The sequence below is a fragment of the Pseudoalteromonas sp. SIMBA_162 genome, from assembly GCF_046535955.1.
Classification (GTDB): domain Bacteria; phylum Pseudomonadota; class Gammaproteobacteria; order Enterobacterales; family Alteromonadaceae; genus Pseudoalteromonas; species Pseudoalteromonas marina.
In genome coordinates, this window is sequence record NZ_JAWJBQ010000013.1 from 92,029 (window position 1) to 116,081 (window position 24,053).

26 protein-coding genes and 1 tRNA gene are annotated in these 24,053 nt (G+C 41.2%); 19 read left to right on the forward strand and 8 right to left on the reverse strand.

Annotated features, from left to right (window positions below):
• The first annotated feature begins 16 nt into the window (after window positions 1-16).
• The 5 genes from astA to speD all read left to right on the forward strand — a co-directional run bounded on the left by astA (window position 17) and on the right by speD (window position 4,399).
• Window positions 17-1,033: an arginine N-succinyltransferase gene (gene astA, locus R0J88_RS11270; RefSeq protein ID WP_410899932.1), complete on the forward strand. Its 1,017-nt coding sequence runs from the start codon at window positions 17-19 to the stop codon at window positions 1,031-1,033.
• A gap of 15 nt (window positions 1,034-1,048) precedes the next feature.
• The gene (gene astD / locus R0J88_RS11275) at window positions 1,049-2,518 is read left to right on the forward strand and encodes a succinylglutamate-semialdehyde dehydrogenase (protein WP_410899933.1); all 1,470 of its coding nucleotides are present in this window, start codon (window positions 1,049-1,051) and stop codon (window positions 2,516-2,518) included.
• A gap of 129 nt (window positions 2,519-2,647) precedes the next feature.
• The gene (locus tag R0J88_RS11280) at window positions 2,648-2,995 is read left to right on the forward strand and encodes a DUF3802 family protein (protein WP_410899934.1); all 348 of its coding nucleotides are present in this window, start codon (window positions 2,648-2,650) and stop codon (window positions 2,993-2,995) included.
• An 89-nt stretch (window positions 2,996-3,084) separates the two neighbouring features.
• Window positions 3,085-3,498, forward strand: a complete 414-nt coding sequence (locus R0J88_RS11285) for an OsmC family protein (RefSeq protein WP_006791284.1) — start codon at window positions 3,085-3,087, stop codon at window positions 3,496-3,498.
• 88 nt (window positions 3,499-3,586) lie between these two features.
• Entirely contained in the window at window positions 3,587-4,399 is an 813-nt protein-coding gene (speD, locus tag R0J88_RS11290; protein WP_410899935.1) for an adenosylmethionine decarboxylase, read from the forward strand.
• 95 nt (window positions 4,400-4,494) lie between these two features.
• Here speD and R0J88_RS11295 read toward each other — a convergent pair whose 3' ends face one another.
• Window positions 4,495-5,838, reverse strand: coding sequence for a M24 family metallopeptidase (locus R0J88_RS11295; protein ID WP_039038332.1), 1,344 nt, complete (start codon window positions 5,836-5,838; stop codon window positions 4,495-4,497).
• Window positions 5,839-5,965: 127 nt separating this feature from the next.
• Complete coding sequence (locus R0J88_RS11300; protein ID WP_410899936.1) at window positions 5,966-7,249, reverse strand: aromatic amino acid transport family protein; 1,284 nt, start codon at window positions 7,247-7,249, stop codon at window positions 5,966-5,968.
• Between the two features lie 371 nt (window positions 7,250-7,620).
• Between R0J88_RS11300 and R0J88_RS11305 the strand changes: the two genes are divergently transcribed.
• The 5 genes from R0J88_RS11305 (at window position 7,621) to R0J88_RS11325 (ending at window position 11,210) form a co-directional block, all read left to right on the forward strand.
• Window positions 7,621-8,409, forward strand: coding sequence for a trypsin-like serine protease (locus tag R0J88_RS11305; RefSeq protein WP_410899937.1), 789 nt, complete (start codon window positions 7,621-7,623; stop codon window positions 8,407-8,409).
• Between the two features lie 102 nt (window positions 8,410-8,511).
• Window positions 8,512-8,910 (forward strand): hypothetical protein, encoded by a 399-nt coding sequence (locus R0J88_RS11310; protein ID WP_008127096.1) that lies wholly within the window; start codon window positions 8,512-8,514, stop codon window positions 8,908-8,910.
• Between the two features lie 105 nt (window positions 8,911-9,015).
• A complete protein-coding gene (locus tag R0J88_RS11315; protein ID WP_305472392.1) occupies window positions 9,016-9,378 on the forward strand; it encodes a hypothetical protein in 363 nt (120 codons plus the stop codon).
• Between the two features lie 169 nt (window positions 9,379-9,547).
• Window positions 9,548-10,345 (forward strand): alpha/beta fold hydrolase, encoded by a 798-nt coding sequence (locus R0J88_RS11320; RefSeq protein WP_006791277.1) that lies wholly within the window; start codon window positions 9,548-9,550, stop codon window positions 10,343-10,345.
• 385 nt (window positions 10,346-10,730) lie between these two features.
• On the forward strand, window positions 10,731-11,210 hold the full coding sequence (locus R0J88_RS11325) for a hypothetical protein (RefSeq protein ID WP_410899938.1): 480 nt from the start codon (window positions 10,731-10,733) through the stop codon (window positions 11,208-11,210).
• Window positions 11,211-11,330: 120 nt separating this feature from the next.
• On the opposite strand, the gene cysQ is transcribed toward R0J88_RS11325, so the two are convergent.
• Genes cysQ through cysG form a run of 6 tightly spaced genes read right to left on the reverse strand, consistent with a single transcriptional unit; the run spans window position 11,331 to window position 18,292 of the window.
• Window positions 11,331-12,101: a 3'(2'),5'-bisphosphate nucleotidase CysQ gene (cysQ, locus tag R0J88_RS11330; RefSeq protein WP_006791273.1), complete on the reverse strand. Its 771-nt coding sequence runs from the start codon at window positions 12,099-12,101 to the stop codon at window positions 11,331-11,333.
• A 5-nt stretch (window positions 12,102-12,106) separates the two neighbouring features.
• Complete coding sequence (cysC, locus tag R0J88_RS11335) at window positions 12,107-12,703, reverse strand: adenylyl-sulfate kinase (RefSeq protein WP_008127182.1); 597 nt, start codon at window positions 12,701-12,703, stop codon at window positions 12,107-12,109.
• 33 nt (window positions 12,704-12,736) lie between these two features.
• On the reverse strand, window positions 12,737-14,461 hold the full coding sequence (locus tag R0J88_RS11340; protein WP_058430019.1) for an SLC13 family permease: 1,725 nt from the start codon (window positions 14,459-14,461) through the stop codon (window positions 12,737-12,739).
• Between the two features lie 31 nt (window positions 14,462-14,492).
• Window positions 14,493-15,917, reverse strand: a complete 1,425-nt coding sequence (gene cysN / locus R0J88_RS11345) for a sulfate adenylyltransferase subunit CysN (RefSeq protein ID WP_008127185.1) — start codon at window positions 15,915-15,917, stop codon at window positions 14,493-14,495.
• Window positions 15,917-16,816 (reverse strand): sulfate adenylyltransferase subunit CysD, encoded by a 900-nt coding sequence (cysD, locus tag R0J88_RS11350; RefSeq protein WP_410899939.1) that lies wholly within the window; start codon window positions 16,814-16,816, stop codon window positions 15,917-15,919. The genes cysN and cysD overlap by 1 nt, the downstream gene beginning before the upstream one ends.
• 51 nt (window positions 16,817-16,867) lie before the next feature.
• On the reverse strand, window positions 16,868-18,292 hold the full coding sequence (cysG, locus tag R0J88_RS11355; protein WP_058430020.1) for a siroheme synthase CysG: 1,425 nt from the start codon (window positions 18,290-18,292) through the stop codon (window positions 16,868-16,870).
• Window positions 18,293-18,569: 277 nt separating this feature from the next.
• On the opposite strand from cysG, the gene deoC reads away from it, so the two are divergent.
• From deoC to rplL, 9 genes are all read left to right on the forward strand, one after another.
• Window positions 18,570-19,310: a deoxyribose-phosphate aldolase gene (gene deoC, locus R0J88_RS11360; RefSeq protein WP_410899940.1), complete on the forward strand. Its 741-nt coding sequence runs from the start codon at window positions 18,570-18,572 to the stop codon at window positions 19,308-19,310.
• Window positions 19,311-19,320: 10 nt separating this feature from the next.
• Window positions 19,321-20,169 (forward strand): SPFH domain-containing protein, encoded by an 849-nt coding sequence (locus R0J88_RS11365; RefSeq protein WP_010557707.1) that lies wholly within the window; start codon window positions 19,321-19,323, stop codon window positions 20,167-20,169.
• 106 nt (window positions 20,170-20,275) lie between these two features.
• Window positions 20,276-20,352: transfer RNA gene (locus R0J88_RS11370), tRNA-Trp, on the forward strand.
• Window positions 20,353-20,484: 132 nt separating this feature from the next.
• Complete coding sequence (gene secE, locus R0J88_RS11375) at window positions 20,485-20,862, forward strand: preprotein translocase subunit SecE (protein WP_006791265.1); 378 nt, start codon at window positions 20,485-20,487, stop codon at window positions 20,860-20,862.
• Window positions 20,863-20,866: 4 nt separating this feature from the next.
• Window positions 20,867-21,424 carry a transcription termination/antitermination protein NusG gene (nusG, locus tag R0J88_RS11380; protein WP_006791264.1) on the forward strand — a complete coding sequence of 186 codons (558 nt, stop codon included), beginning with the start codon at window positions 20,867-20,869 and terminating at the stop codon, window positions 21,422-21,424.
• A 214-nt stretch (window positions 21,425-21,638) separates the two neighbouring features.
• Window positions 21,639-22,067 (forward strand): 50S ribosomal protein L11, encoded by a 429-nt coding sequence (rplK, locus tag R0J88_RS11385; RefSeq protein ID WP_002958879.1) that lies wholly within the window; start codon window positions 21,639-21,641, stop codon window positions 22,065-22,067.
• 3 nt (window positions 22,068-22,070) lie between these two features.
• Complete coding sequence (gene rplA / locus R0J88_RS11390; protein WP_006791263.1) at window positions 22,071-22,775, forward strand: 50S ribosomal protein L1; 705 nt, start codon at window positions 22,071-22,073, stop codon at window positions 22,773-22,775.
• Between the two features lie 320 nt (window positions 22,776-23,095).
• Window positions 23,096-23,590, forward strand: a complete 495-nt coding sequence (gene rplJ / locus R0J88_RS11395; protein WP_006791262.1) for a 50S ribosomal protein L10 — start codon at window positions 23,096-23,098, stop codon at window positions 23,588-23,590.
• Window positions 23,591-23,663: 73 nt separating this feature from the next.
• Window positions 23,664-24,026: a 50S ribosomal protein L7/L12 gene (rplL, locus tag R0J88_RS11400; RefSeq protein WP_006791261.1), complete on the forward strand. Its 363-nt coding sequence runs from the start codon at window positions 23,664-23,666 to the stop codon at window positions 24,024-24,026.
• Window positions 24,027-24,053 lie beyond the last annotated feature (27 nt).

Genomic DNA, 24,053 nt, shown 5'->3' on the forward strand with positions numbered 1-24,053 from the left:
GGGAGCAAGCGGACTCATGATGATCCTTCGCCCAATCCAGCAAAATGATTATTCAGCATTACTGACAATCGCCCACGAATCGGGCCATGGTTTTACATCTTTGCCTTTAAACGAAGAGCTATTACAAAAGAAGATTGATCATTCAGTAAGCTCATTTGCTAAACAAACGTCACAACCCGGTGACGAAGGCTACTTGTTTGTTCTTGAAGATAGCGAAACAGGTGAAGTAGTAGGTACCTCGGCAATAGAAGCTGCTGTGGGCTTAGATGATGCGTTTTATCATTACCATTTAAGTAAAGTGATTCACTCTTCGCGCACACTAGACGTGTACAAAGCGGTTGATATTTTAACGCTATGTAACGACTACACTGGCGCAACAGAGCTGTGCACCTTATTTTTGAAAGACGGATATCGCAAAAACTGTAACGGCAAACTACTGTCTAAAGCACGCTTTATGTTTATTAAACAACACCAAGCACGCTTTGCAGAAACCGTTATTGCAGAAATGCGCGGTGTGTCTGATGAAAACGGCAATAGCCCGTTTTGGAAGTGGTTAGAAGAACACTTTTTCTCAATGGACTTCCCAACAGCAGATTACTTAACGGGTATTGGCCAAAAAGTATTTATTGCTGAACTGATGCCTAAATACCCAATTTACGTCAATTTATTGAGTAAAGATGCGCAAGCGGTAATCGGTCAAGTTCACAACAATACTCGCCCAGCGATTGAATTATTAAAAAGCGAAGGCTTCACGTTTAACGGCTACGTTGATATTTTTGACGCAGGTCCAACAGTTGAAGCAAAAGTAGATAATATAGCTACAGTACGTAACTCACACGACTTTATTGTTGAAATTGGTGAGCAAACGGGCGACACCATGGTGTTATTAGCAAACGACAAGCTCGAAAACTTCAGAGCGACCGTTGCATCAATGAGTTTCGACGAACGCGCTAAAACCATTGTGTTATCACAACAAGTAGCCGACGCCCTGCAATTACAAACGGGCGATACTGTTAGCGCAACCCCAGTTTAATTTAGGAGAAAGTATATGACTCATCCTGCACAATTTATTAATGGTCAATGGTCACAAGGCCAAGGCTCAGACTTTAACTCAGTAAACCCAGCAAATAACGATGTTATTTGGCAAGCATCATCAGCCACTGCAGAGCAAGTTGACGCAGCTGTTGGCGCTGCGCGTGAAGCGTTTTACGCATGGGCTGATAAAAGCTTTACTGAGCGTTTAGAAATAGTAAAAGCATTCGCAGTACAATTAAAAGAAAACAGTGAAGAGCTTGCAATCACTATTGCACAAGAAACAGGTAAGCCATTATGGGAAACACGCACTGAAGCGGGTGCGATGGTTGGTAAAATTGCCATTTCTGAAAAAGCATTTTTAGAGCGCACGGGCGATGTTGAAAATGCAATGCCATTGGGCCGCGCGATGATTCGCCACAAGCCACACGGTGTTGTAGCAGTATTTGGCCCGTATAATTTTCCGGGCCACTTACCAAACGGCCATATTGTGCCAGCGTTACTAGCGGGTAATACGGTTGTATTTAAACCGTCTGAACTAACACCAAAAGTGGCTGAGCTTACCCTTAAATTGTGGGAAAAAGCGGGTTTACCAGCAGGCGTTATTAACCTTGTACAAGGTGAAGTTGAAACGGGCAAAGCCCTTGCTGCTCATAAAGGCATTGATGGCTTGTTCTTTACCGGTTCATCGCGCACAGGCCATATTTTACATGAACAGTTTGCAGGCCAGCCGGGTAAAATTTTAGCTCTCGAAATGGGTGGTAATAACCCGCTTATTATTACTGATGTTGAAGATACTAAAGCCGTTGTTCACGATATTGTGCAATCAGCATTTATCTCTAGCGGTCAGCGTTGTACCTGTGCTCGTAAGTTATTTTTACCAACAGGTAGTAAAGGCGATGCAATATTAGAGCGCCTAATTACTGCAACTAAAGCCATTAAAGTAGGCAACTACGACGATGAAGATCAGCCATTTATGGGTTCAATGATCTCATCAGCGGCAGCAGCAGGTATGGTTAAAGCACAAAGCGAGCTTGTTGAGCTTGGCGGTAAGGTCCTTGTAGAACTAGAGCACACAGCAAATACAGGCTTTGTAACACCAGGTATTATTGAGTGTTCAGCAATTGGCGACTTCCCAGACGAAGAGCATTTTGGCCCACTTTTAAAAGTGTTCCGCTTTAACGACTTTGACAGCGCAATTGATAAAGCAAACGACACAAGCTTTGGTTTATCTGCGGGTTTACTTAGCGATAATGAAGCCGATTACGACCACTTTTTACGTCGTATTCGTGCCGGTATTGTTAACTGGAACCGCCCAATTACGGGTGCGTCTAGCGCTGCACCATTTGGTGGTATTGGCGCATCAGGCAATCACAGAGCAAGCGCGTACTACGCAGCTGACTACTGCGCATACCCTGTAGCTTCAGTAGAGCTTGAAAAAGTAGCCATGCCAGCAACATTAAGCCCAGGCTTAAAAATAGATTAAGTTAATAATACTTAATTAGTATAAAAGCAGCTTCGGCTGCTTTTTTTGTATGCTTAAATCACAAAGCTAGCAATCAACCGCGCTTTCTGCTTAAATCAGCGTAAGTAATATTATTAGGTGGTAAATATCATGGTTTTAGATAGGCAAGGGTACGATGATTTAATCATGTATCTAACTCAAAATTTAGCATTGTTTGAGAAGCCAGGTGTTATAAAACCAGGCGCTCCAACGGTAATGGAACTCATAGAAGATGTTATTGCCGCAAACGTCATGCTAATTTGTGAACAGCACACAAACCTTAACACAGAGCAACGCAGCTTAATTGTGCGTGAGGTTGATGGCATTGTTTACGACTTACAAGAAGTGCTTAGTAGCATTACGTCACAGCCAGTTACGGTTGAACAACATGAGTTTATTGACGAATTTGCAAGCTTAATTAAAAACCTCTTCGACAGCGCTGTTTCGCAGCAGTATTAATCCCCAATTTATAGCGCCGCGTATCGCATTTCGTTTGCAACTGCGGCCAACTTGCTTACAATCAAGAAAAATATTTTTGAGATAAAAACATGCAAGCAAATGTAAAATGGGTTGATGGCGACACATTCGTAGGTCGTTCTAATTCTAATCACAACGTTGTATTTGATACCGGTAGCGACAGTGCTGCACCTAGCCCAATGGAAATGGTATTGATGTCGGTTGGCTGTTGTTCATCGGTTGATGTTGTGGGTATTTTAAAAAAAGCCAAACAAGACTTTTCAGACGTTCAAGTACAATTAAGTGCCGAACGCGCCGAAACTGCTCCTCGCGTATTTACTAAAATCAATTTACATTTTGTTGTTACAGGCAAAAATGTGTCTGAAAAGCACCTTGCACGCGCTGTTTCTTTGTCTGCTGAAAAGTATTGCTCAGTAGCATTAATGCTTGATAAAACAGTAGAAATTACTCATAGCCATGAAGTTGTGCAAGAACAGGTAAAATAACGCTTTTTCCATAAGGAAAATTCGTATAAAATCCGCGAACTTTTCATTCTGCAGGTGCAGATTTCACTAATTTATAGGTTGGTTTATTATGAACAAACCCTTCGATAAACTTAAACTTCATGGCTTTAACAATTTAACCAAAAGTTTAAGCTTTAGTATTTACGATATTTGCTACGCAAAAACCGAGCAACAACGTAAAGAATATATTGAATATATCGATGAGCAGTACAGTGCAGATAGGCTAACCGACATTTTAGGTGAAGTTGTTGATATTATTGGTGCCAATATTTTAAATGTTGCACGCCAAGATTATGAACCACAGGGCGCCAGTGTAACTATTTTGGTTTCGGAAGAGCCTGTAGAAGAGCAGCAAAATTACGATGCTGACGAAGCACCAGGCCCATTACCTGACTCAGTGGTTGCACACCTAGATAAAAGCCATATTTGTGTACACACATACCCAGAAGCTCACCCTGATGATGGTATTTGTACATTCCGTGCTGATATTGAAGTATCTACGTGTGGTATTATTTCGCCGCTTAAAGCATTAAACTTCTTAATACATAGTTTAGAGTCTGACGTGGTAACGATTGACTACCGTGTTCGTGGTTTTACTCGCGACGTAAACGGCGTTAAGCATTATATTGACCACGCGATTAACTCAATTCAAAACTTCATGACAGACGATACCAAAGAAGCGTACCAAATGATGGACGTAAACGTGTATCAAGAAAACCTGTTCCATACCAAAATGATGTTAAAAGAAACCGACCTGAACACATACTTGTTTGGTCTTTCTACAACTGATTTATCGGATAATGAAGAAGAAGAGATTCGCTCTAAGCTAAACCGTGAAATGCAAGAAATATTCTATGGTCGTAACCTGCCAGAAACAGAATAATAGTCACGTTAGTTAAATAAAAACGGCGCTTATTAAGCGCCGTTTTTGTATGCGTTAATAAATATACCTATAAATCACTTACATCAGAGTTTAGGTTATTTAACAAGTAACAACTCGGTTTGTCGGCCGTTTAAGTACCACACGCCGGTTTTATCAAAAATAGCGTCTTCTTCTAACATTATGCGTATTTCTTTATTCCATGGTTTTATAAACACGGCATTGTTAAGCTCAATAGAGTAAGCGGTATTTAAATGCAGTGGGTAGTCGCCATCGCCGGGTACACCCTGTTGTGAATCCCACATACCCAGTGTGGTACCCGCAGCATGACCATGATAGCCAAGCGGGTGCGTATAAATAGTGGGTTTTAAACCTTGGGCAATGGCTTTTTCGCGAGCGGCTTTTAATACCTGATTACCCGTTTTACCTTCGCTAAATTCAGCGGTAAAAATGTCTTGGAGTTTATTGCCCTTTTTAAGCGCATCAACAAGGTAAGCGGGCGCATTGGTTTCGCCAGGCTTTAAAACATAGGCATGTTGTTGGGTGTCGGTATTTAAGCGTAAGTACGTAATACCAAAATCGACATGCAGTAAGTCACCCGCTTGAATAACGTTATCGGCGTAACCATTAGTAAAGCTGTCTTCGTGATCGAACGATTGGCTGTCGGCGCGTTGTATTGCAATACTTGGGTGAAACCATGTTTGCAGTTTTAACTCTTTTACGCGCTCTCTAAACCACCACACTAAATCGTCGCTGGTTGTTTTGCCCACCGTTATTACTTTGCTTGAAAAACCCTCGGCAATAATAGCGTGCGCAATAGCAACAATGTGTTTATACATGTCTATTTCTTGGGGAATACGCTGTTCTAACCAGGCAACTGCCAGCGGCTCGGCCGATATTATTTTATTTTTATAAGCGCTAGGTAAGTTGGCCATTAAGGTATTGTAATCGCCTAACACTAAGCCGTCGGCATGACCCCAATCGGTAGACGTATTGAGTGCAATGTTATCTGGATTGTAGCGTTCAATAATATCGTTCAGTGCTTGCCACTGGTTTGGCTGCGCCTTTTTGTCCCAGCCTTTTGTAAATACGTTACCTATTTTATAGGGCGCAATAGCGTAAGCATCCACATTGCCTTGTTCATTTAAGGCAAAGAGCAAAATGGTGGTACGCCTTGCCGATAACCAGGTTGCTGGCAGCATTGTTTTTAATATGGGATCTTCGTTGTATTCGCGGCTAATAAGCAGCCACATATCGATGTTGTGTTGCTTCATTAAGCTGGGCATTAATGTGTTTACCCTAAGCTCGGTTATATTATCTATAAACGCAGCGCGTTCTTTCATCGATAAAATAGCAGGCACGCCATCGGCCTTAGCTAAGGGACTTAAAACAAGCGTAGTAAGTAAGCTCACGCAAAGTAGGAGTTGTTTTGTAAGGTGCATAATTGTTTTATTTTTAGGCTAGTTAATTTATAACATGCCTTAATGGCAGCCATAAAAAAACATTTTGAGATAAACAGCACACAAAAAAGCCCAGCTAACTCGCCGGGCTTCAGCATGAATAGGGATATTATTTAATCATGCTGTAAATAAGTGCAAATACCGCAAGCGCACCTACCGCTAACACAAACAAAGTACTTAAACGGTTACGATACTTATGCAGAGCCGGTACTTTATAAACTGCAATCATAGGCATGATAAATAATATCATTGCAATAATAGGGCCCGACAGCTGATCCATCATATCGAGTATGCTTGGGTTTTTAACTGCACAAAACCAAATTGCAAAAAACATAATAACTACGCCAATTTTATCTACCGTTTTAGCACCAAGCTGTGTTTGCTTAGTCACCAAACCTGTAAAGCTTTCGCGGGCTCCTAAAAAGTGACCTAAAAACGACGACGTAATGGCAATAAAGGCAACTAAAGGTCCAAGCGTCGCAATAAACGAGTTATGGGTAATGTTAGCAAGGTACGATAAAACCGAGACATTATCGGCTTTTGCTTGTGCCATCTGCTCACCTGTAAGCGACAGCACGCACGAAAATACAAACAGCAATACAAACACAATTAACAGTAAGCTTGTGCGCTTTAAAATGGCTTCTGATTTGCGTGTAGCAAGGTCGTCATAGTGTTCGCGTTGTATATGCACAAAGCTTGAAATAGCCGCTGCATGGCTAAACGAAAACACAATAATAGGAATAGATAACCACAGCGTTTTACCAAAGCTGCCCACTTCAGGTAGGCTCATGTCTGGCATTTGCCAGCTAGGGATTAAATACAAGGATAAAAAAAACAAAATACCCACAAGCGGGTACACCAAAATAGAAAACGCGCGCAGCATTAGGCGCTCGCCACCCATCATTAGGCTTATCATACCGGCTACCAAAATACCCGAAAGCACTATGCGTGGCGGCGATTCCATACCCAGCTGGTTTACCATAAAGCTGTCTACCGTGTTGGTTAAGCCTACACCGTAAATAAGCAAAATAGGGAATATAGATAAAAAGTATAACAATGAGATTAATCGCCCAGCATTAACGCCAAAGTGTTCTTCAACTACATCGGTAAAATCGGCATGCTTATTTTTAGACGATAATACAAAGCGTGCTAAACCACGGTGGGCTAAAAAGGTCATCGGAAACGCTAAACACGCCATAATAATCAGCGGCCAAAAACCGCCAATACCAATGTTAATAGGTAAAAATAAAATACCCGCACCAACGGCGGTACCAAAAAGGCTTAAGGTCCACTGCGTATCGTGCAGGTTCCATTTAGATTTAGCGTTTGAATTTGCACTTGAATGCGTGTGTGTTGATGCATTTGAATGCGTTGCATCTAAAGGTGTTGTCATGTGTGTGTGCCGTCCATTATTTATAATAATAACCGCGCCGAAGGATATAGTTTTTGGCCCACTTTTTCATGTTTTTAGCGCCCTAGAGGCGCAATTAACTGCGTTAAAATAGCCCCCAAGTGTCATGAATACGAAACAGCGGTGTAAAAGTAAACAAAGCCAGCACAAGGTGTTTAAAAATGTAGTAATGACACGCTTTACTATTTCTAGCACAGCAAAATAACGCTCTAAAATATAATATTTATAATTGGCAAACACTTACACGGTTTGTTATTAATAGGCGTTCATAAAATAAGGATGTTTTCATACAAAAATGGTGAAAGTGTTCTTTTGTTAAATTGTTACCTACTCAATTTATACTGTGGAGTGATATGAAACTTTTCATTTTTATAGCATTAGCCTTTTACTGCATCGGTTCCTATGCAGTGGTCATGAGACATGATGTTCCAATAGACAGTTATCGTGTTGAAAAAATACCAGAATATATTGTCGATATGCCACAGGAAGGCCATGGAGTCCTTATTGCTGAAAAATGGGTAGTCACAGTAGCGCATACTATCTTTCACGACTATGCAGGGTCTAAGCTAAACGTCGGTTCGAAACAATATGAAATTGAAAAAGTATATATCCATCCGGAATATGTTAAACCTAGCAACAATATACTTAGTGGCGACTTAGCGCCGCTTATGCAAGTTTTGGAATCAAGCAGTGATATTGCTTTAATAAAACTATCCACCCCTGTTTTAGACATTAAGCCAATTTCAATTTATTCAAAATCTGACGAAAAAGGCAAAGTCATAACTGTATTCGGTAAAGGTGCTATGGGAAATGGATTATCAGGTGAAAATTTAGATACTAAATATTTATATCAGCCAAATAAATTTCAAAATGTTGTAGAAAGCGCAAATGGCAAATGGCTGACATTCAAATTTGACTCACCGCACAACGCGCTCCCTCTAGAAGGGATGCATGGTTCTGGAGATAGCGGGGGCGCCTCTATCATTTATCAAAGCGGTGAACCCTCCCTAGTGGGATTGTCTAGTTGGCAATTTGCAACTGGAGATATTTCGGCATTTAAAGGCGGTTTATATGGTACAACTGCTTATCAAACTAGAATATCTAGTTACTACAATTGGATTACAGATGTTGTGGGCCGCTAACAAACCAAAAAATAATAAATAATAAATAATAGGGTTGTGCCTCTCTCTATGACTTACATCTATAACCCATAACAAGAAACACCCCAACTAAGGAATAAACCGATGATAAAGTATTTATTAATTTTATTGTTTTTAACACCTATTCAAGCATTTGCTGGAAAGTATGCAAATCAAGCTAATGAGAATCCATTTCATAATGGGGAGTTAAACGCAAAATATGAAGGAGAGGCAACAGCTTTAGGGGGAACAGTATTAGAACATATTACAGTAAACAACAATAACTTGTACTTGTTGGATTTAAAAACTCCATCTATCAACAATATTTGGGTAACGAGTTTTGTAAAAGCTCAAGGTAAAGAGGTAGTTGAGGTGGGTGATAATGTTATTTTTAAAGGTTATATTTCTACTGCCTCTAGTCTAGATGAAACTGAAGAGCTAGAAAATTCTATTCAATCTAAGACACTATTAATGGCGATATATGCTTTGAACAAAGGCAAGTAAAGCAAAATTGAAAGGCTTTCTGTGGCTTTAATATAAGTATCTGAAACCTTATCTAGCTTACATTTTACATCGGCATGTGAATGACTATGTATTAACAGGGAATATATGGCAGACCAAGAAATAAGACAATTTATTGAGGATATACAATCTAAGTTTCCAGATGTCATACCGTTAATGGATAAACACGAAGAATGTGAATTCGCTTTTCGCATGGAGGAGTTCGCAAATTTAACAACGTTTGCATTCAACGAACAGAAAAACGCCGACGGCCTAAAGCATTTGTCGTATATGAATCTAAAACTAGAGACTGCAAGCCCTGCCGAGTTTGAATACATAGATACCTATTATGTTGAGCACTTGTTTTGGAAAGCGACTCCCATCGGAATTGAAATGGGTTGGCCACTTGTTCCCGATAAACTAAAAAAGCTGTACTTAAATTTTCATGGGCAAGCGCCTCAAATACGTTGAGTATTGGTAAAGGTTGTTCTTATTTGTTTTTATTTAAAAATTAAAACATGTTCCGAAAAGTTGTTAAGTAGGCGCTATTGTTCTGAACTTAATGAGAGATTTTTATTAAACTCCGTTATACTTCTTACAATTGAATATGCCAAATGAAGTAAATAGGCCGCTAACAGCAATGAGCACAGACATTCTTTTTCATACTATTTTTCCGCACGAAACCAGTCAAACATGGGTTGTATTTGTCCATGGCGCTGGGGGAAGTTCGGCAATTTGGTTTCGTCAGCTCAAAGCTTATAAAAAAGAATACAATGTATTGTTGCTAGATCTTCGTGGTCACGGTAAATCAAATAACTTAGTACAAAATTTTGTTGATAATAATTATTCGTTTAATAACGTCTCTAAAGATATTATTGATGTGTTAGACCATAACAATATCACCAGCGCACACTTTGTTGGTATTTCATTGGGCACAATACTCATTCGCAATATTGCAGAAATTGCGCCGCAATATGTTTCTAGCATGGTGCTAGGTGGCGCGGTAACCCGCTTTAATACTCGCAGCAATACCTTGGTTTATTTAGGTAATACGTTTAAGCACTTCTTGCCGTATATGTGGCTATACCGTTTATTTGCTTTTATTATGATGCCCAAAAAGCGCCATAAAGAATCTCGGCTTTTGTTTGTTCGTGAAGCAAAACGTTTGTGCCAAAAGGAGTTTATAAAATGGTTTAAATTAGCCATGGATGTAAACCCCTTAATGCAGTATTTCAAAGAAAAAGACATCGATATCCCCATTCTTTACATTATGGGTAAAGAAGATCATATGTTCCTTGGCCCTGTTAAAGAAATGGTTAAACGCCATAAAAATAGCGTACTGCAAACTATTCACCATTGCGGCCATGTTTGTAATGTGGAACGCCCAGACTTATTCAACCAGCACTCGCTTGCGTTTATCGCCCAGCAAAATCGTTAAGGGTTGTTGCTTTTAAAAAGTGTGCAATGAGGGGTAAGTACTTAGTAAATTGGATTAGATCATTCTTTTTGGCTTTCGTCCTAAACTAAAAACAAGACCTAAAGTAATAAAACCCAACACGCCATAGCTCCCGTCAATTCTTACTTTATTTTATAGTTTTTTAGATTTTATCTGAGTAGGTGTGGCAACGGATATCTAGAAGCTTGAGTGTCCTTACTTATTAGGTTTATTTAATTAATAATTATTACTTAACTAATTAAGGGGGAATAGTATGAGTAATAATTCAATAAAGTGGTATGAGCAACCAAGTGGTATATTAGCTTTAAATATTTTAGGTAGCATAGTTGCTGCTCTCATTTTTACATTAATATTTTAAAGGTTGGCTATGAAGAGTAAATATCTAGATATTAATAAGCAAACTATTAATGAATTAGAGGACGCGTGGGAGTACCTTAATAAACATTTTTATAATGAGTTAAATTTAGAAAGCAGTCGCCCTTTAGAGTCGGAAAACCCACTTGGTAAACTTGCATATTTCATGGAATTTGGGATTTACCCACCACCTGAATTACTTCTAAAAATATCAGAGATTTATGAAGTGTATATGTTACAAGCTGGTAAAGTTGATCTTGAAGAATCATTTTATGGAAAGCCCATTAAAGGCATTGGAAACTTTTCTGGGCGAGAAGCAAAAAAGCAAGACGTTAAATTTTTAGAGATGACGTTATCTATGGAAGCTATTAGTAAGAAAAAACGTTCGCAATATGAAGTAGCTGAAGAATATTTGAGAGCTAAAGGCTCAGACGAAGATCCTGAACACTTATTAAGAAAGTTGCGAAGATACAGAAATAAGCCTGCTAATTAAAGCATACAACAAGCGCTTTATACTAGACGATGGTTTCCTCGATGTGTAGTGGTAACCTATAGATAATTTACAGAGCTAAAGCTATCACTTATCTTGCTGACAACTGATAGCTCTTAACTTTTATTCTTCTATCGCACTTACAATAAAATACGGATTTAAGTACTCATCTTTGGTGTTATAAATAAGCGGGCTGCCATCAAGCTTAGTGACTTTTGCACCGGCTATTTCGGCGATTGCATGGCCTGCGCCGGTATCCCATTCACAGGTTGGGCCTAAGCGCGGGTAAATATCGGCGCTGCCTTCGGCTACTAAACACAGTTTTAGTGAGCTGCCTTTTGAGACCATTTCTACGTCATCAAAGCGTTTTACAAATTCGGCTAAATCGGGTGATGGGTGCGAGCGGCTGCCTACAACACGTATTAAACCTTTGTTAGGCTTGGTAGTTACTTTAAGTTCTATGCGCTCATCGCCCGTGTCTTTAAACGCGCCAATGGCATCGCTTGCAAGGTACGATACGCCAAGTGCAGGGGCATCAACAACCGCGAGTACCGGTTTTCCGTTTTCTATTAGGGCAATGTTTACGGTAAATTCGCCGTTCTTTTTAATGAACTCTTTGGTACCGTCGATTGGATCGACTAACCAGTAGCTTTTCCACGTTTGGCGAATCGCCCAGCTTATGTCGGCGTTTTCTTCACTAAGGATGGGGATGTCGGGCGTAAGCTGAAGTAGCCCCGCTACAATGACCTTATGAGCTGCTAAGTCGGCGTCGGTTACTGGGCTTTCATCGGCTTTGTATTCAACGTTAAAGTCCTTTTCGTAAATCCCCATAATGGCTTTGCCTGCGGTGCGGGCAAGGATGAGGGTTTCTTCTAGCAGTTCGGTTTGGTTCATTGGGGCTAACCTATTATATGCGTTTGTTTTAGATACGTTATCAGTTGGGCAACCGATTGGTCTAGGGTGTTTTTACTTGTATCTAAAATTATTTCAGGCTTTGTGGGTACTTCGTAGTTTGAGTCGATGCCAGTAAAGTGTTTTATCTCTCCTGCGCGTGCTTTTTTGTATAGCCCTTTTGGATCGCGGCTTTCGCATACGTCAAGCGGAGTATCTATAAATACCTCAATAAACTCTCCGTCATCTACTAAATTGCGCACCATGTCCCGTTCAGCTCTAAAAGGCGATATAAACGCAGTAAGTACTAACAAGCCTGCGTCGGTCATTAGTTTTGCGGTTTCGCCTACACGGCGAATGTTTTCTATGCGGTCTTCATCGCTAAAGCCTAGGTCTTTACATAAGCCGTGGCGTACGTTGTCGCCATCGAGCAGGTAAGTGTGTACGCCTTGCTGATTAAGCGCCGCTTCGAGTGCGTTGGCTACGGTGCTTTTACCCGAACCTGAAAAACCGGTAAACCATAAAATAGCCGGCTTATGTTTTTTTTGCTCGCTACGTTGTGCTTTAGTGGTTGCGTAGTTATGCCAAACTATATTTTCATCCATAGTGATGTGTCTCTTATGCTGTTTGCGCCAGTATTAAAAAGGAAATACCAGCGGGATCAGGGTTAATACCGTGATTGAATAAATAATAGAAAGGGGCAAGCCCATAACAATGTAATCTTTTAAGCGATAATTACCCGCGCTATACACCATTAAATTTGTTTGATACCCAAATGGCGATATAAAACTTGCCGATGCGCCAAAAGCAACCGCCATAATAAAGGGTAGCGGGTCTACATTAAAGCCAACAGCTAATGAGTAAGCAACCGGAAATGAAAGTGCCGCTGCTGCATTATTTGTAATAAGTTCGGTAAATAGTACGGTCATTAAAAATATGGCTATAAATGCGCCGTAAGGACCAAAGTCGCCAAGTACCATAAATAGCGCACTCGATATTTGCCCAGCAAGCCCCGTGCCTATCATTAATTTTGCAAGCCCAATGGCGCTACCAACTACAACAAGTAACTCAAGCGGGAATCGGCGTTTGATTTCGTTTAGCTTTATGGTGCCGCTGAGCATTAAGCCAATAAGTAATACCAATAAGCCTTTTACTAACGGCACTACCCCAAAAATACTTAAACCCAATACACCCGCAAAGCTGAGTAATACAATATTAGATTGTTTGGGCGCAAGGTGGGTTTGTAAATCAAGGCCTGAAATATATACAAACTCACGCTTTAAATTAGGTAGGCTGTAAAAGTTTTTGCCGGGTGCCAAAATAAGTGAATCGCCTGCTTGTAATTGTACTTGGCCAAGGCCGCCTTGAAGGCGGTCGTGCCCACGGCGAATAGCAATAACAGCAGCGTGAAACTGCTCGCGAAAACGTATTTCTTTTACGGTTTTGCCTATAAATTTAGACGACTGACTTACGACCACTTCAACTAAGTGTTCTATGTCTTTTTCGTGGTTATCGTGTACTACTTTTAAACCATCAAAGCGGGTTAATAGGGGGACTGATTTAATGTCGCCTACAAATAATAAAATGTCGTTTTGTTGAATAATTTGCTGAGGCGTTACTGCGCATATGCGTTCGTTATTACGAATTATCTCAGCTAGGAACAAGTCTTTTAAATCGCGTAGGCCGTTTTCTTCTACTGTGCGACCTATTAATTTTGAGCCTGTTTGTACTTTACCTTCAAGGTAAAAAGGAACAACTTCCTGATCGCTTTTGCCGTTGTCAGGCAAGTATTTAAGCATCACCAAAATAGTAATAAGGCCAATACTAAGCGCGCCTAAACCCACTAAGGTAAAGTCGAAAAAGCCCAGTGGCTGCATACCTGCATCTACCGCAAAGCCGTTAACAATGAGGTTTGTTGAAGTACCTATGAGTGTAATGGTGCCACCTAAAATAGCAGTGTACGACAGCGGTAATAATAGCTTTGAGGGTGAATGGTTTGGGTTATCTTTTATTGCGGTAATGAGTGAGGCAACCACCGCCGTATTATTAGTAAACGACGATAAAAATGCCGTAGAAATCCCCAGCTTTGTTACCGACTTAACTAAGCTACCTTTAGATAACGACATGGATAGCTTTTGAATTAACGTGGTTTTTTCGATTGCAATCGACACTAATACGAGGAGCACTAAGGTAATAAGTGACGGATTGGCGTAGTTAACTAGCATGTTTTCAAGGTCAATAAGCCCGGCTAAGTAGCTGGTGCCAATAGCGCTTACAAATAACCATGCTGGATTAATGCGGGTGCCAAAAAGGCACCCGACTAAGGTAAGCATTATGCCTGTTAAAACTAGCTGCTCTACCATGCTTTATTATTCCTAACAGACATTAATAAACTTACAGTTTCGAAATATCAAGCGCTTGCCAATGCGGGAAGTGCTTGCGTACTAAGCTATTAAACTCAACTTCAAACTCACTGAAATCGCTTTTGCTTTTTTCGCTTTGTAGTACGTGTTCAATCATACCGGCTGCTACCGTTAAGTTAGATAAACGGTCAATTAGAATGAAAGAGCCTGTTTCGTGGTTATTGTGGTACTCGTCGGCCAAAATAGTTTCGGTTAGCTCAAGCGTTACAATAGCAATTTCGTTTAGCTGTAATGAATCGGCAGAGCCATGTTCAAGCGTGTTTACATCAATAGTGTGGTCAATCTTTTTAACCACAGCCGATGTGTTTTTGCTGCCTAGTTTTAGGTTGTAGTTTTTACCTAGCACTAATGGCGATTCGTGCATCCATACAATTTTAGCCTGAAGCTGATTAGTAACAGCGGCAGTTGAACTTGCCGGTACGATTACGTCGCCGCGGCTAATGTCTATTTCACTGTTTAGCGTAATAGTAATTGCTTGGCCTGCTTCTGCTGTGTCTAGGTTGCCATTAAAAGTGACAATTTCTTTAATGCTTGATGTTTTACCCGAAGGTAATACTTTTACAGCGTCGCCTACTTGTAGCTTGCCCGATGCTAATGTGCCCTGAAAACCACGAAAGTTTAAGTTAGGGCGTATTACATATTGTACGGGTAAACGTGCTTCAAAACCGGTATCGGTTTGTGCCGCTGGCGAGTCTTCTAAAAGCTCAAGCAGTGGTTTGTCGGTGTAATACGGTGTATGTGCAGAGCGCGTTACTACGTTGTCGCCTTTAAGTGCCGACATAGGCACAAACTTGATGTTTGTTACATTTAGTTGCTCAGCAAATTTAAGGTAATCGGCTTTGATTTTTTCATAAACGGTTTCGTCAAAATCAACGATATCCATTTTATTAATGGCTACAACAAACTGTTTAATACCTAGCGAGTCACAAATAAAGCTATGGCGTTTAGTTTGTACTTGCACGCCGTAACGCGCATCAACCAAAATAATGGCGACATCGCTTGTTGATGCACCCGTTACCATGTTGCGTGTATATTGCTCGTGCCCTGGTGTGTCGGCAATAATAAATTTACGCTTAGCCGTTGAAAAGTATCGGTACGCTACGTCAATGGTAATGCCTTGCTCGCGTTCAGCTTGTAGGCCATCTACTAGTAATGCAAGGTCAAGATCTTCACCTGCGTTACCTACTTTTTCGTTGTCTTTGTGAAGGGCTGCTAGCTGATCTTCATAAATTTGGTGGCTGTCGTGTAATAGGCGGCCAATCAGTGTTGATTTACCGTCGTCTACACTGCCACAGGTAAGCATGCGCAATAAGCTTTTGTCTTGTTGACGTGCTAGGTAGGCGTCTATGCCTATTTCTTTTACTTCGTTAAATGTATCGTTATTTTGGCTAGACATTAGAAATACCCCTCACGTTTTTTCTTCTCCATTGAGCCTGCTGAGTCATGGTCAATAACGCGGCCTTCGCGTTCTGATGATGTAGATAGCAGCATTTCTTCAATAATTTCGGTTAGTGTACTGGCTGTAGATTCAACGGCGCCGGTTAGTGGGTAACAGCCTAATGTACGAAAACGGACCGATTTCATTTGTGGTACTTCATCTTCTTCAAGTGGCATACGTTCGTCATCAACCATGATAAGTGTGCCGTCACGTTCAACTACAGGGCGCTCTTTAGCTAGGTAAAGCGGAACCATTTCGATGTTTTCTTGATAAATGTATTGCCAAATATCAAGCTCAGTCCAGTTAGATAACGGGAATACACGAATGCTTTCACCTGGGTTTACTTGACTGTTATAAGTATTCCAAAGCTCTGGACGTTGGTTTTTTGGATCCCAACGATGGTGCTTGTCGCGGAACGAGTACACACGTTCTTTTGCACGTGATTTTTCTTCGTCGCGGCGAGCGCCACCAAAGGCTGCATCAAAACCGTATTTGTTAAGAGCTTGCTTTAACCCTTGGGTTTTCATTATGTCGGTATGCTTACCAGAGCCATGAGTAAAGGGGCCAACGCCCATTGCTAAGCCTTCTGGGTTTTTGTGTACCAGTAGGTCAAAGTCGTACTCTTTTGCTATTCGGTCGCGAAATTCAATCATTTCACGAAACTTCCAGTCGGTGTCTACGTGTAATAACGGAAACGGAATTTTTGCAGGGTAAAACGCTTTACGCGCTAAGTGCAAAAGTACCGACGAGTCTTTACCAATTGAGTAAAGCATTACTGGGTTTTCAAACTCAGCGGCGACTTCGCGCATGATTTTGATACTTTCAGCTTCAAGTTGCTGAAGATGAGTTAAAGCCATTGTTAGTCGTCCTACTAAAATGATTAAAAGTTATAAAATTAAATTTGGTTACTAATTTGCTATATCGGTTAACGGTTGCGCATAGCTACTTGTTTGGTTGTTTTGCCCAAACCATGCAAGCTGCGAGTGTAGGGCGGCTACTTCACCAATAATAAGTAATGCTGGCGATACAATGCTGTTGCGTTCAATTAAATCGGCAAGCTCGCCTAATTGGCCTGTTACTACACGTTGATTTTTGCGCGTGCCATTTTCGATCACGGCAACTGGCGTGTCGGCTTTACGGCCATGCTGTAATAGTTCTGCTTGAATGTGTGGTGACTTAATTACGCCCATATATATAGCAAGTGTTTGGTTTGGTTTAGCCAGTGATTGCCAATCAAGTTCTTGGCCGTCTTTTTTACAGTGCCCTGTTACAAACTGAATAGCTTGGGCATGATCGCGATGCGTAAGCGGAATACCTGCATACGCACTACACCCTGCTGCAGCTGTGATGCCCGGTACTATTTGGTAATTTACCTTGTTGGCAGCCAATACTTGTACTTCTTCACCGCCGCGGCCATAAATAAAGGGATCTCCTCCTTTAATTCGGCATACTTTTTTACCTTGTTTAGCTAGGTCAACCAACATTTGGTTAGTATCTTCTTGAACAACACTATGATCGCCTAAGCGTTTACCAACACAAATTAGGTCTGCATCACGACGAACAAGCTCCATAATTTCGTCAGACACTAAAAAGTCGTAAACAACGACATCAGCCTGTTGCATAAGTTGCAGTGCTTTAAGTGTTAAAAGTTCTGGGTCGCCAGGACCTGCCCCTACCACATAAACTTCGCCCTCGGGCTCGGCTTTAGCGTCTAGCATTTGTTCAAGTTGTTGCTCAGCACCTTGGGTGTCGCCGGTTTGTACTTTACTCACAACTGATGAGTCGAACACGCCTTCCCAAAATTGGCGGCGGTCAGAAAAGTGCTTAAAGCGCTGTTTTACTTTATCTCTAAAGCCACCCACCAATGTAGCAAGTGGGCCAATGTGTTGTGGTATTAATGTCTCTAACTTTTCGCGTAGACGGCGCGCCAGTACAGGGGCTGTTCCCGCACTCGAAATAGCAATTGTAATAGGGTTACGGTCAACAATAGAAGGAAATATAAACGTACATTTAGGTTGATCATCAACCACGTTTACAAACACATTGCGAGCATTGGCAAGCTCAAACACCGTGTTGTTAACTTCGTCTCGATCGGTTGCTGCAATAACTAGCATTTTTCCGTCTAGGTGTGATTCGTCAAAGTAAGCGTCTATTAGGGTCACTTCGTTGTGTTGTGCGTGTTCTTTCAATTCGTCACAAAACCAAGGCGCCACTAAGGTTACTGCAGCACGGGCTTTTAAAAACGCGCGACACTTGCGTAATGCGACCTCTCCACCGCCAACAACCAATACAGGTTTGTTGTCGAGTTTGGTAAAGATAGGTAAATATTGCACGTTGGTAACACCCCTAAACAATTTTATAAAACGCTTTAATCTGTTGCGCAGAATATAGCGGCTATGTGTAAGTAAAAAATAATTAAAACCAAGTTGATATAACCAAAAGTTATATTGGGTAGCGGTTTTAAGCCTAAGACTGAGTTAACAAGGGATTGCGACTAGTTACAAGTAAAATAATAAGCTTAGAGTGTTTGGTTATGAGCTATAGCGAGTTTTTTTTAATTTGTTAATATGAGGCATATTAATTTTACCCAAGCAGGGCAAGGGAGTCCGTATGACAAAACAACAAGACGCATTACTCGCAGTAGAGCTTATGGATTTAACTAGCTTAAACACCAGCGACACTACAAATGACATTCAAGCTCTGATCAATAGTATTAGGCCTGCACTAGGCACGCCAGCTGCGGTGTGTGTGTATAGTGATTTTGTAGACGATGCAAAAATAGCGCTTGCTGCACGAGAGCTTAGCCACGTTAAAGTAGCAACGGTGACTAACTTTCCAACGGGTGACGCCCTGCTGAGCGATGTGATAAACGAAACACTCATAGCCATTGAGCGCGGCGCAGATGAAATCGACCTTGTTATCCCCTATAAAAAATTAACGGCAGGGGATACGCAAGCCACGCTTAAGTACATAAGTGAAAGTAAAAAAGCGTGCGGCACTAAAGCTCAGCTAAAAGTAATTTTAGAAAGCGGCGAGCTAAAAACAGAGTCGTTGATTGCTCAAGCGACCGAACTGGCTATTAAAGGCGGCGCTGATTTTGTAAAAACGAGTACAGGCAAAGTCGCTATAAATGCGACGCTTGAGTCAACTAAGGTAATGTTAACAACCATTAAAAATTCAGGTAAACGTGTTGGTTTTAAAGCTGCCGGCGGTGTTAAAACGGTGGCGGATGCCAGTGAATATTTAGCACTAGCCCGTTCAATAATGAGCGATGACTACCTTCAAGCCACCACATTTAGGTTTGGTGCTTCAAGCCTATTAAGCGATGTATATAAAGTATTAGAGAAATAAAGGACAAATAATGAGAGCAAGAAATTCAGGGATGCAAAGTTTGGTTAATAATTTAGTTAAAGGTGCCTTTGTTGTTGGTGTAATTGGGTTTGGATTAACCGCATGCACTAACCCAAGTACGCCAGCGGGTGAAGAGGGCTATGTTTACGAAAAACCACGAGTATTTGGTGAAGGTGGTTACCAAGGCACCATGATAGGGCCTGCTAATTATGGTATGTCGTTACTGCGGAATGAAGTGGTAAACATAGATATGCGGCCCAATACGTATACCGAAACATTTAGAATATTAGCTAATGATGATTTAAACATAAAATTTGATTTTCATGCTGTGATTGCCATTCAAAGTGGTTCAGTGCAAACCGTTGTTGAACAATATGGAGCAGAAAACTGGTACAAACGTTTTGTGCGTGAAACGTTCAGAACTTACGTAAGAGATACGGTGCAGAAATATGACAGTGGTGAACTTAAAACAAACCGCGAAAAAATAGCCCAAGAGGTCACACTGCGTTTACAAAATTATTTATCAACCACCCCCTTTAAGCTTGCCAATGTGGTTGTAGGTAATATTAACTACCCCGATATTGTTGCTAATGCGGTAGAGAAAAAACTAGCTGCGCAGCAGTTACTTGCTGAAAAAGAAACACAAAAAGAAATTGCGCGTAAAGATGCAGAAATACGTGTTGAAGAAGCAAAAGGTATAGCGCAGGCACAAAAAATTATTAACGCTACGCTTACGGCTAATTATTTACAACATGAAGCCATAAATGCGCAAATAAAAATGGCCGAGTCGCCAAACCATACAACGGTTTATATTCCTGTGGGTAATAATGGCGTGCCACTTGTTAAAGGGGCGAATTAAGCCTTTTTAATATTAAGTACTTAATTGTTTATAGAGATTTTGCATTGCGGGTATCTTTTAGGCTTGTGTAAATGATTTGCGTAAGTATAATAGGCATCCACTTTGCAGGGGCGTAGTTCCAATTGGTAGAACAGCGGTCTCCAAAACCGACGGTTGGGAGTTCGAATCTCTCCGCCCCTGCCAATTTACTCATTAATATGAGTAAGTCTGGGGTTAAAAATCGGTTTAAATAAGTCTGTTTTTAAGTTTAGATTTTAATGGATTAACCCTGCCGGCGTGTAGGGTTGTTGTGTCTGTAGTTAAGGTAATAATATTATGAGCACGAATGTAGAAACACCATCAAGCGGGATGGAGTCAGTGAAGTGGTTAGTAGCAATCGCGCTACTTGCAGGCGCAGTTGTTGGTAACCATATGTATGCAGATCAGTCTGTATTACTACGTGCTATCGGCGTTGTTGTTGCAATAGCGGCCGGATTAGCCATTGCCTCACAAACTTTTAAGGGACGTACTTTCCTTGCTTTTGCTAAAGAAGCGCGAATTGAAGTACGCAAAGTTATTTGGCCTACGCGTCAAGAAACTACCCACACGACATTAATTGTAATGGTTGCAACCGTGATTATGGCACTTATCCTTTGGGGATTAGATGGCATTTTATTCCGCGCTGTTGGCTTTTTAACTGGATTGGAGATCTGATCCCATGTCGGATGAGAACAAAGAAATTAAATTACGTTGGTACGTAGTACAAGCATTTTCTGGTTATGAAAAGCGTGTAGCTCAAACGTTAACTGAACACATTAAAATCGAAGGTCTTGAAGAGAGCTTTGGTGAAATATTAGTACCAACTGAAGAAGTGGTTGAGATGCGCGCAGGTCAAAAGCGTAAATCTGAGCGTAAATTCTTTCCAGGCTACGTACTAGTACAAATGGATATGAATGACGCTAGCTGGCACTTAGTAAATAGCACTGAGCGTGTAATGGGCTTCATTGGCGGTACATCTGACCGTCCAGCGCCAATTAGCTCTAAAGAAGCTGATCGTATTCTTAACCGTTTACAAGAAAATGCTGAAGCACCTAAGCCTGCTACATTATTCGAACCAGGTGAAGTGGTACGCGTAACTGACGGTCCATTTGCAGACTTCAGTGGTGTAGTTGAAGAAGTTGACTACGAAAAAAGCCGCGTTAAAGTATCTGTACTTATTTTTGGTCGTTCTACGCCAGTTGAACTTGAATTTGGTCAAGTTGAACAAGATAAGTAATTGATTAAAAAAGCTTCACTGCTGAAATTTTAAATTTTGGCACGAAGCTTGAAAAAGGCCGCTGATTATCTTATAATCAGCGGCCTTTTTGTATAAAGGTAAAAATTTATTTTTACAGTACAAAAAGTACGAAACCAATTTTTAAACTGGGAAGCCGTTAGAGTACGCGTCCTCGCGCGCACAAGGCTAAGACCCACCAAATGAGGTATTTATAATGGCTAAAAAAGTTGAAGCTCTAATCAAGCTACAAGTTGCCGCTGGTATGGCTAATCCTAGTCCTCCAGTAGGTCCTGCACTAGGTCAACACGGTGTAAACATCATGGAATTCTGTAAAGCGTTTAACGCACGTACAGAGTCTATCGAAAAAGGCGCTCCAGTTCCTGTAGTGATCTCTGTTTACGGTGACCGTTCATTTACGTTCGACATGAAAACGCCACCTGCTGCTTACTTACTTAAGAAAGCTGCTGGTATCAAGTCAGGCTCAGGCCGTCCTAACACTGACAAAGTAGGCACAGTAACTCGTGCTCAACTTGAAGAGATTGTTGAGACAAAACGAACTGACCTTACAGCTGCCGATATGGACGCAGCGGTTCGCACTATCGCAGGTTCTGCGCGTGCGATGGGCTTGAACGTAGAGGACTAAGAAATGGCTAAATTAACTAAACGTATGCGTACTATCCGCGAAAAAGTGGAAGTAACTAAAGATTACGAAATCAATGAAGCAGTTGCTCTTTTAAAAGAGTTAGCGACAGCTAAATTCGTAGAAAGTGTTGACGTTGCTGTTAACCTTGGTATCGATGCTCGTAAATCTGACCAAAACGTTCGTGGTGCAACTGTACTACCTAACGGTACTGGTCGTGACGTTCGCGTTGCAGTATTCACACAAGGCGCTAACGCAGAAGCTGCGAAAGAAGCCGGTGCTGAATTAGTAGGTATGGAAGATCTTGCTGAGCTAGTTAAAAAAGGCGAGATGGATTTTGACGTTGTTGTTGCATCTCCAGACGCTATGCGTGTTGTTGGTCAACTAGGTCAAATCTTAGGTCCACGTGGTCTAATGCCAAACCCTAAAACTGGTACTGTAACACCTAACGTTGCAGAAGCAGTTAAAAATGCTAAAGCTGGTCAAGTGCGTTACCGCAATGACAAAAACGGCATCATCCATACTACTATTGGTAAGGTTGATTTCACAGCTGAGCAACTTCAACAAAACCTTGAAGCTCTAATTGTTGCACTTAAGAAGGCTAAACCTTCTCAAGCTAAAGGTGTTTACTTGAAAAAAGTAACTATCTCTACAACAATGGGCGCAGGTGTTTCTGTTGACCAAGCTACTTTAAACACAGTAGTTGCTTAATTTAGTGTTTACATGGCACGAAATTTGTACTATAATTTCGCGCCATTTTGTTGATTAATTTATTAATTAGCAAAATAAAGAATTCGGGTTGAAGTCCATAATTTCGGTGCGCCTCTGGCAAAGCGATAAATTGGGCTTCCGTCCAAGACCGTAGGCGGCTTAGGCCTTAATTTTACCTACGTAGACGGTGTAGACCCCAGATAGATTTTTCCTAATCCTTCTGGCTCTCGCCGTAAAAAGCATCTCTACCTTTTTGGTAGGGAAGAGTAGAACAGGGGAAACCGATTGTCGGTAACCCCATTAAACCAGGAGTAACACCCATGGCTTTAAATCTTCAAGGCAAAAAAGCAATAGTTGCTGAAGTCAACGAAGCAGCCAATGGTGCTCTATCTGCAGTTGTTGCAGATTCTCGTGGTGTAACAGTTGGCGCAATCACTGCCCTTCGTAAAGAAGCTCGTGAAGCTGGTGTATGGATGAAAGTTGTTCGTAACACTTTAGCAAAACGTGCTCTTGAAGGAACAGATTTTGAGTGTCTTTCTGATTCATTTGTTGGTCCAAGCTTAATCGCTTTCTCATCAGAGCACCCAGGTGCTGCTGCGCGTATCTTTTCAGATTTCGCGAAAAAGAATGAGAAATTCGAAGTTAAAACGGCCGCTTTTGAAGGTAACGTAGTAGATGCAGCTATGCTTGCAACTCTACCTACATACGACGAAGCTGTTGCACGCTTAATGAGTGCTATGAAAGAAGCGTCTGCTGGCAAATTGTGTAAAACAATTGAAGCAGTACGTGTACAGAAAGAAGAGCAAGCTGCTTAATTTTAAGTTGTTTAATCCTTTCGGTGTAAAATTTATTTGGACCTAGAGTCCGTTAATTATTAGGAAATTTGTAATGTCTGTATCTAAAGACCAAATCCTTGACGCAATTGCTGAAATGTCAGTAATGGACGTTGTTGCTCTTGTTGAAGCAATGGAAGAAAAATTCGGCGTAACTGCTGCAGCTGCAATGGTAGCTGGTCCAGCTGCTGAAGCTGCTGAAGAGAAAACAGAATTTGACGTAATCCTTACTGGCGCTGGCGCTAACAAGGTTGCTGCAATCAAAGCTGTTCGTAGCGCTACAGGCCTTGGCCTTAAAGAAGCTAAAGCTCTTGTTGAAGCTGCTCCTACACCTGTTAAAGAAGGTGTATCTAAAGAAGAAGCTGAAGCACTTGCAAAAGATCTTACTGAAGCTGGTGCTGAAGTTGAGGTTAAGTAATTTAGCTTACGCTAAGTTCGCTGCCTG

Bases quoted from the DNA above. Each gene is read 5' to 3' on its own strand.
- astA (WP_410899932.1), top strand. From the start codon at position 17: ATGATGATCCTTCGCCCAATCCAGCAAAATGATTATTCAGCATTACTG.
- astD (WP_410899933.1), top strand. From the start codon at position 1,049: ATGACTCATCCTGCACAATTTATTAATGGTCAATGGTCACAAGGCCAA.
- R0J88_RS11280 (WP_410899934.1), top strand. From the start codon at position 2,648: ATGGTTTTAGATAGGCAAGGGTACGATGATTTAATCATGTATCTAACT.
- R0J88_RS11285 (WP_006791284.1), top strand. From the start codon at position 3,085: ATGCAAGCAAATGTAAAATGGGTTGATGGCGACACATTCGTAGGTCGT.
- speD (WP_410899935.1), top strand. From the start codon at position 3,587: ATGAACAAACCCTTCGATAAACTTAAACTTCATGGCTTTAACAATTTA.
- R0J88_RS11295 (WP_039038332.1), bottom strand. From the start codon at position 5,838: ATGCACCTTACAAAACAACTCCTACTTTGCGTGAGCTTACTTACTACG.
- R0J88_RS11300 (WP_410899936.1), bottom strand. From the start codon at position 7,249: ATGACAACACCTTTAGATGCAACGCATTCAAATGCATCAACACACACG.
- R0J88_RS11305 (WP_410899937.1), top strand. From the start codon at position 7,621: ATGAAACTTTTCATTTTTATAGCATTAGCCTTTTACTGCATCGGTTCC.
- R0J88_RS11310 (WP_008127096.1), top strand. From the start codon at position 8,512: ATGATAAAGTATTTATTAATTTTATTGTTTTTAACACCTATTCAAGCA.
- R0J88_RS11315 (WP_305472392.1), top strand. From the start codon at position 9,016: ATGGCAGACCAAGAAATAAGACAATTTATTGAGGATATACAATCTAAG.
- R0J88_RS11320 (WP_006791277.1), top strand. From the start codon at position 9,548: ATGAGCACAGACATTCTTTTTCATACTATTTTTCCGCACGAAACCAGT.
- R0J88_RS11325 (WP_410899938.1), top strand. From the start codon at position 10,731: ATGAAGAGTAAATATCTAGATATTAATAAGCAAACTATTAATGAATTA.
- cysQ (WP_006791273.1), bottom strand. From the start codon at position 12,101: ATGAACCAAACCGAACTGCTAGAAGAAACCCTCATCCTTGCCCGCACC.
- cysC (WP_008127182.1), bottom strand. From the start codon at position 12,703: ATGGATGAAAATATAGTTTGGCATAACTACGCAACCACTAAAGCACAA.
- R0J88_RS11340 (WP_058430019.1), bottom strand. From the start codon at position 14,461: ATGGTAGAGCAGCTAGTTTTAACAGGCATAATGCTTACCTTAGTCGGG.
- cysN (WP_008127185.1), bottom strand. From the start codon at position 15,917: ATGTCTAGCCAAAATAACGATACATTTAACGAAGTAAAAGAAATAGGC.
- cysD (WP_410899939.1), bottom strand. From the start codon at position 16,816: ATGGCTTTAACTCATCTTCAGCAACTTGAAGCTGAAAGTATCAAAATC.
- deoC (WP_410899940.1), top strand. From the start codon at position 18,570: ATGACAAAACAACAAGACGCATTACTCGCAGTAGAGCTTATGGATTTA.
- R0J88_RS11365 (WP_010557707.1), top strand. From the start codon at position 19,321: ATGAGAGCAAGAAATTCAGGGATGCAAAGTTTGGTTAATAATTTAGTT.
- secE (WP_006791265.1), top strand. From the start codon at position 20,485: ATGAGCACGAATGTAGAAACACCATCAAGCGGGATGGAGTCAGTGAAG.
- nusG (WP_006791264.1), top strand. From the start codon at position 20,867: ATGTCGGATGAGAACAAAGAAATTAAATTACGTTGGTACGTAGTACAA.
- rplK (WP_002958879.1), top strand. From the start codon at position 21,639: ATGGCTAAAAAAGTTGAAGCTCTAATCAAGCTACAAGTTGCCGCTGGT.
- rplA (WP_006791263.1), top strand. From the start codon at position 22,071: ATGGCTAAATTAACTAAACGTATGCGTACTATCCGCGAAAAAGTGGAA.
- rplJ (WP_006791262.1), top strand. From the start codon at position 23,096: ATGGCTTTAAATCTTCAAGGCAAAAAAGCAATAGTTGCTGAAGTCAAC.
- rplL (WP_006791261.1), top strand. From the start codon at position 23,664: ATGTCTGTATCTAAAGACCAAATCCTTGACGCAATTGCTGAAATGTCA.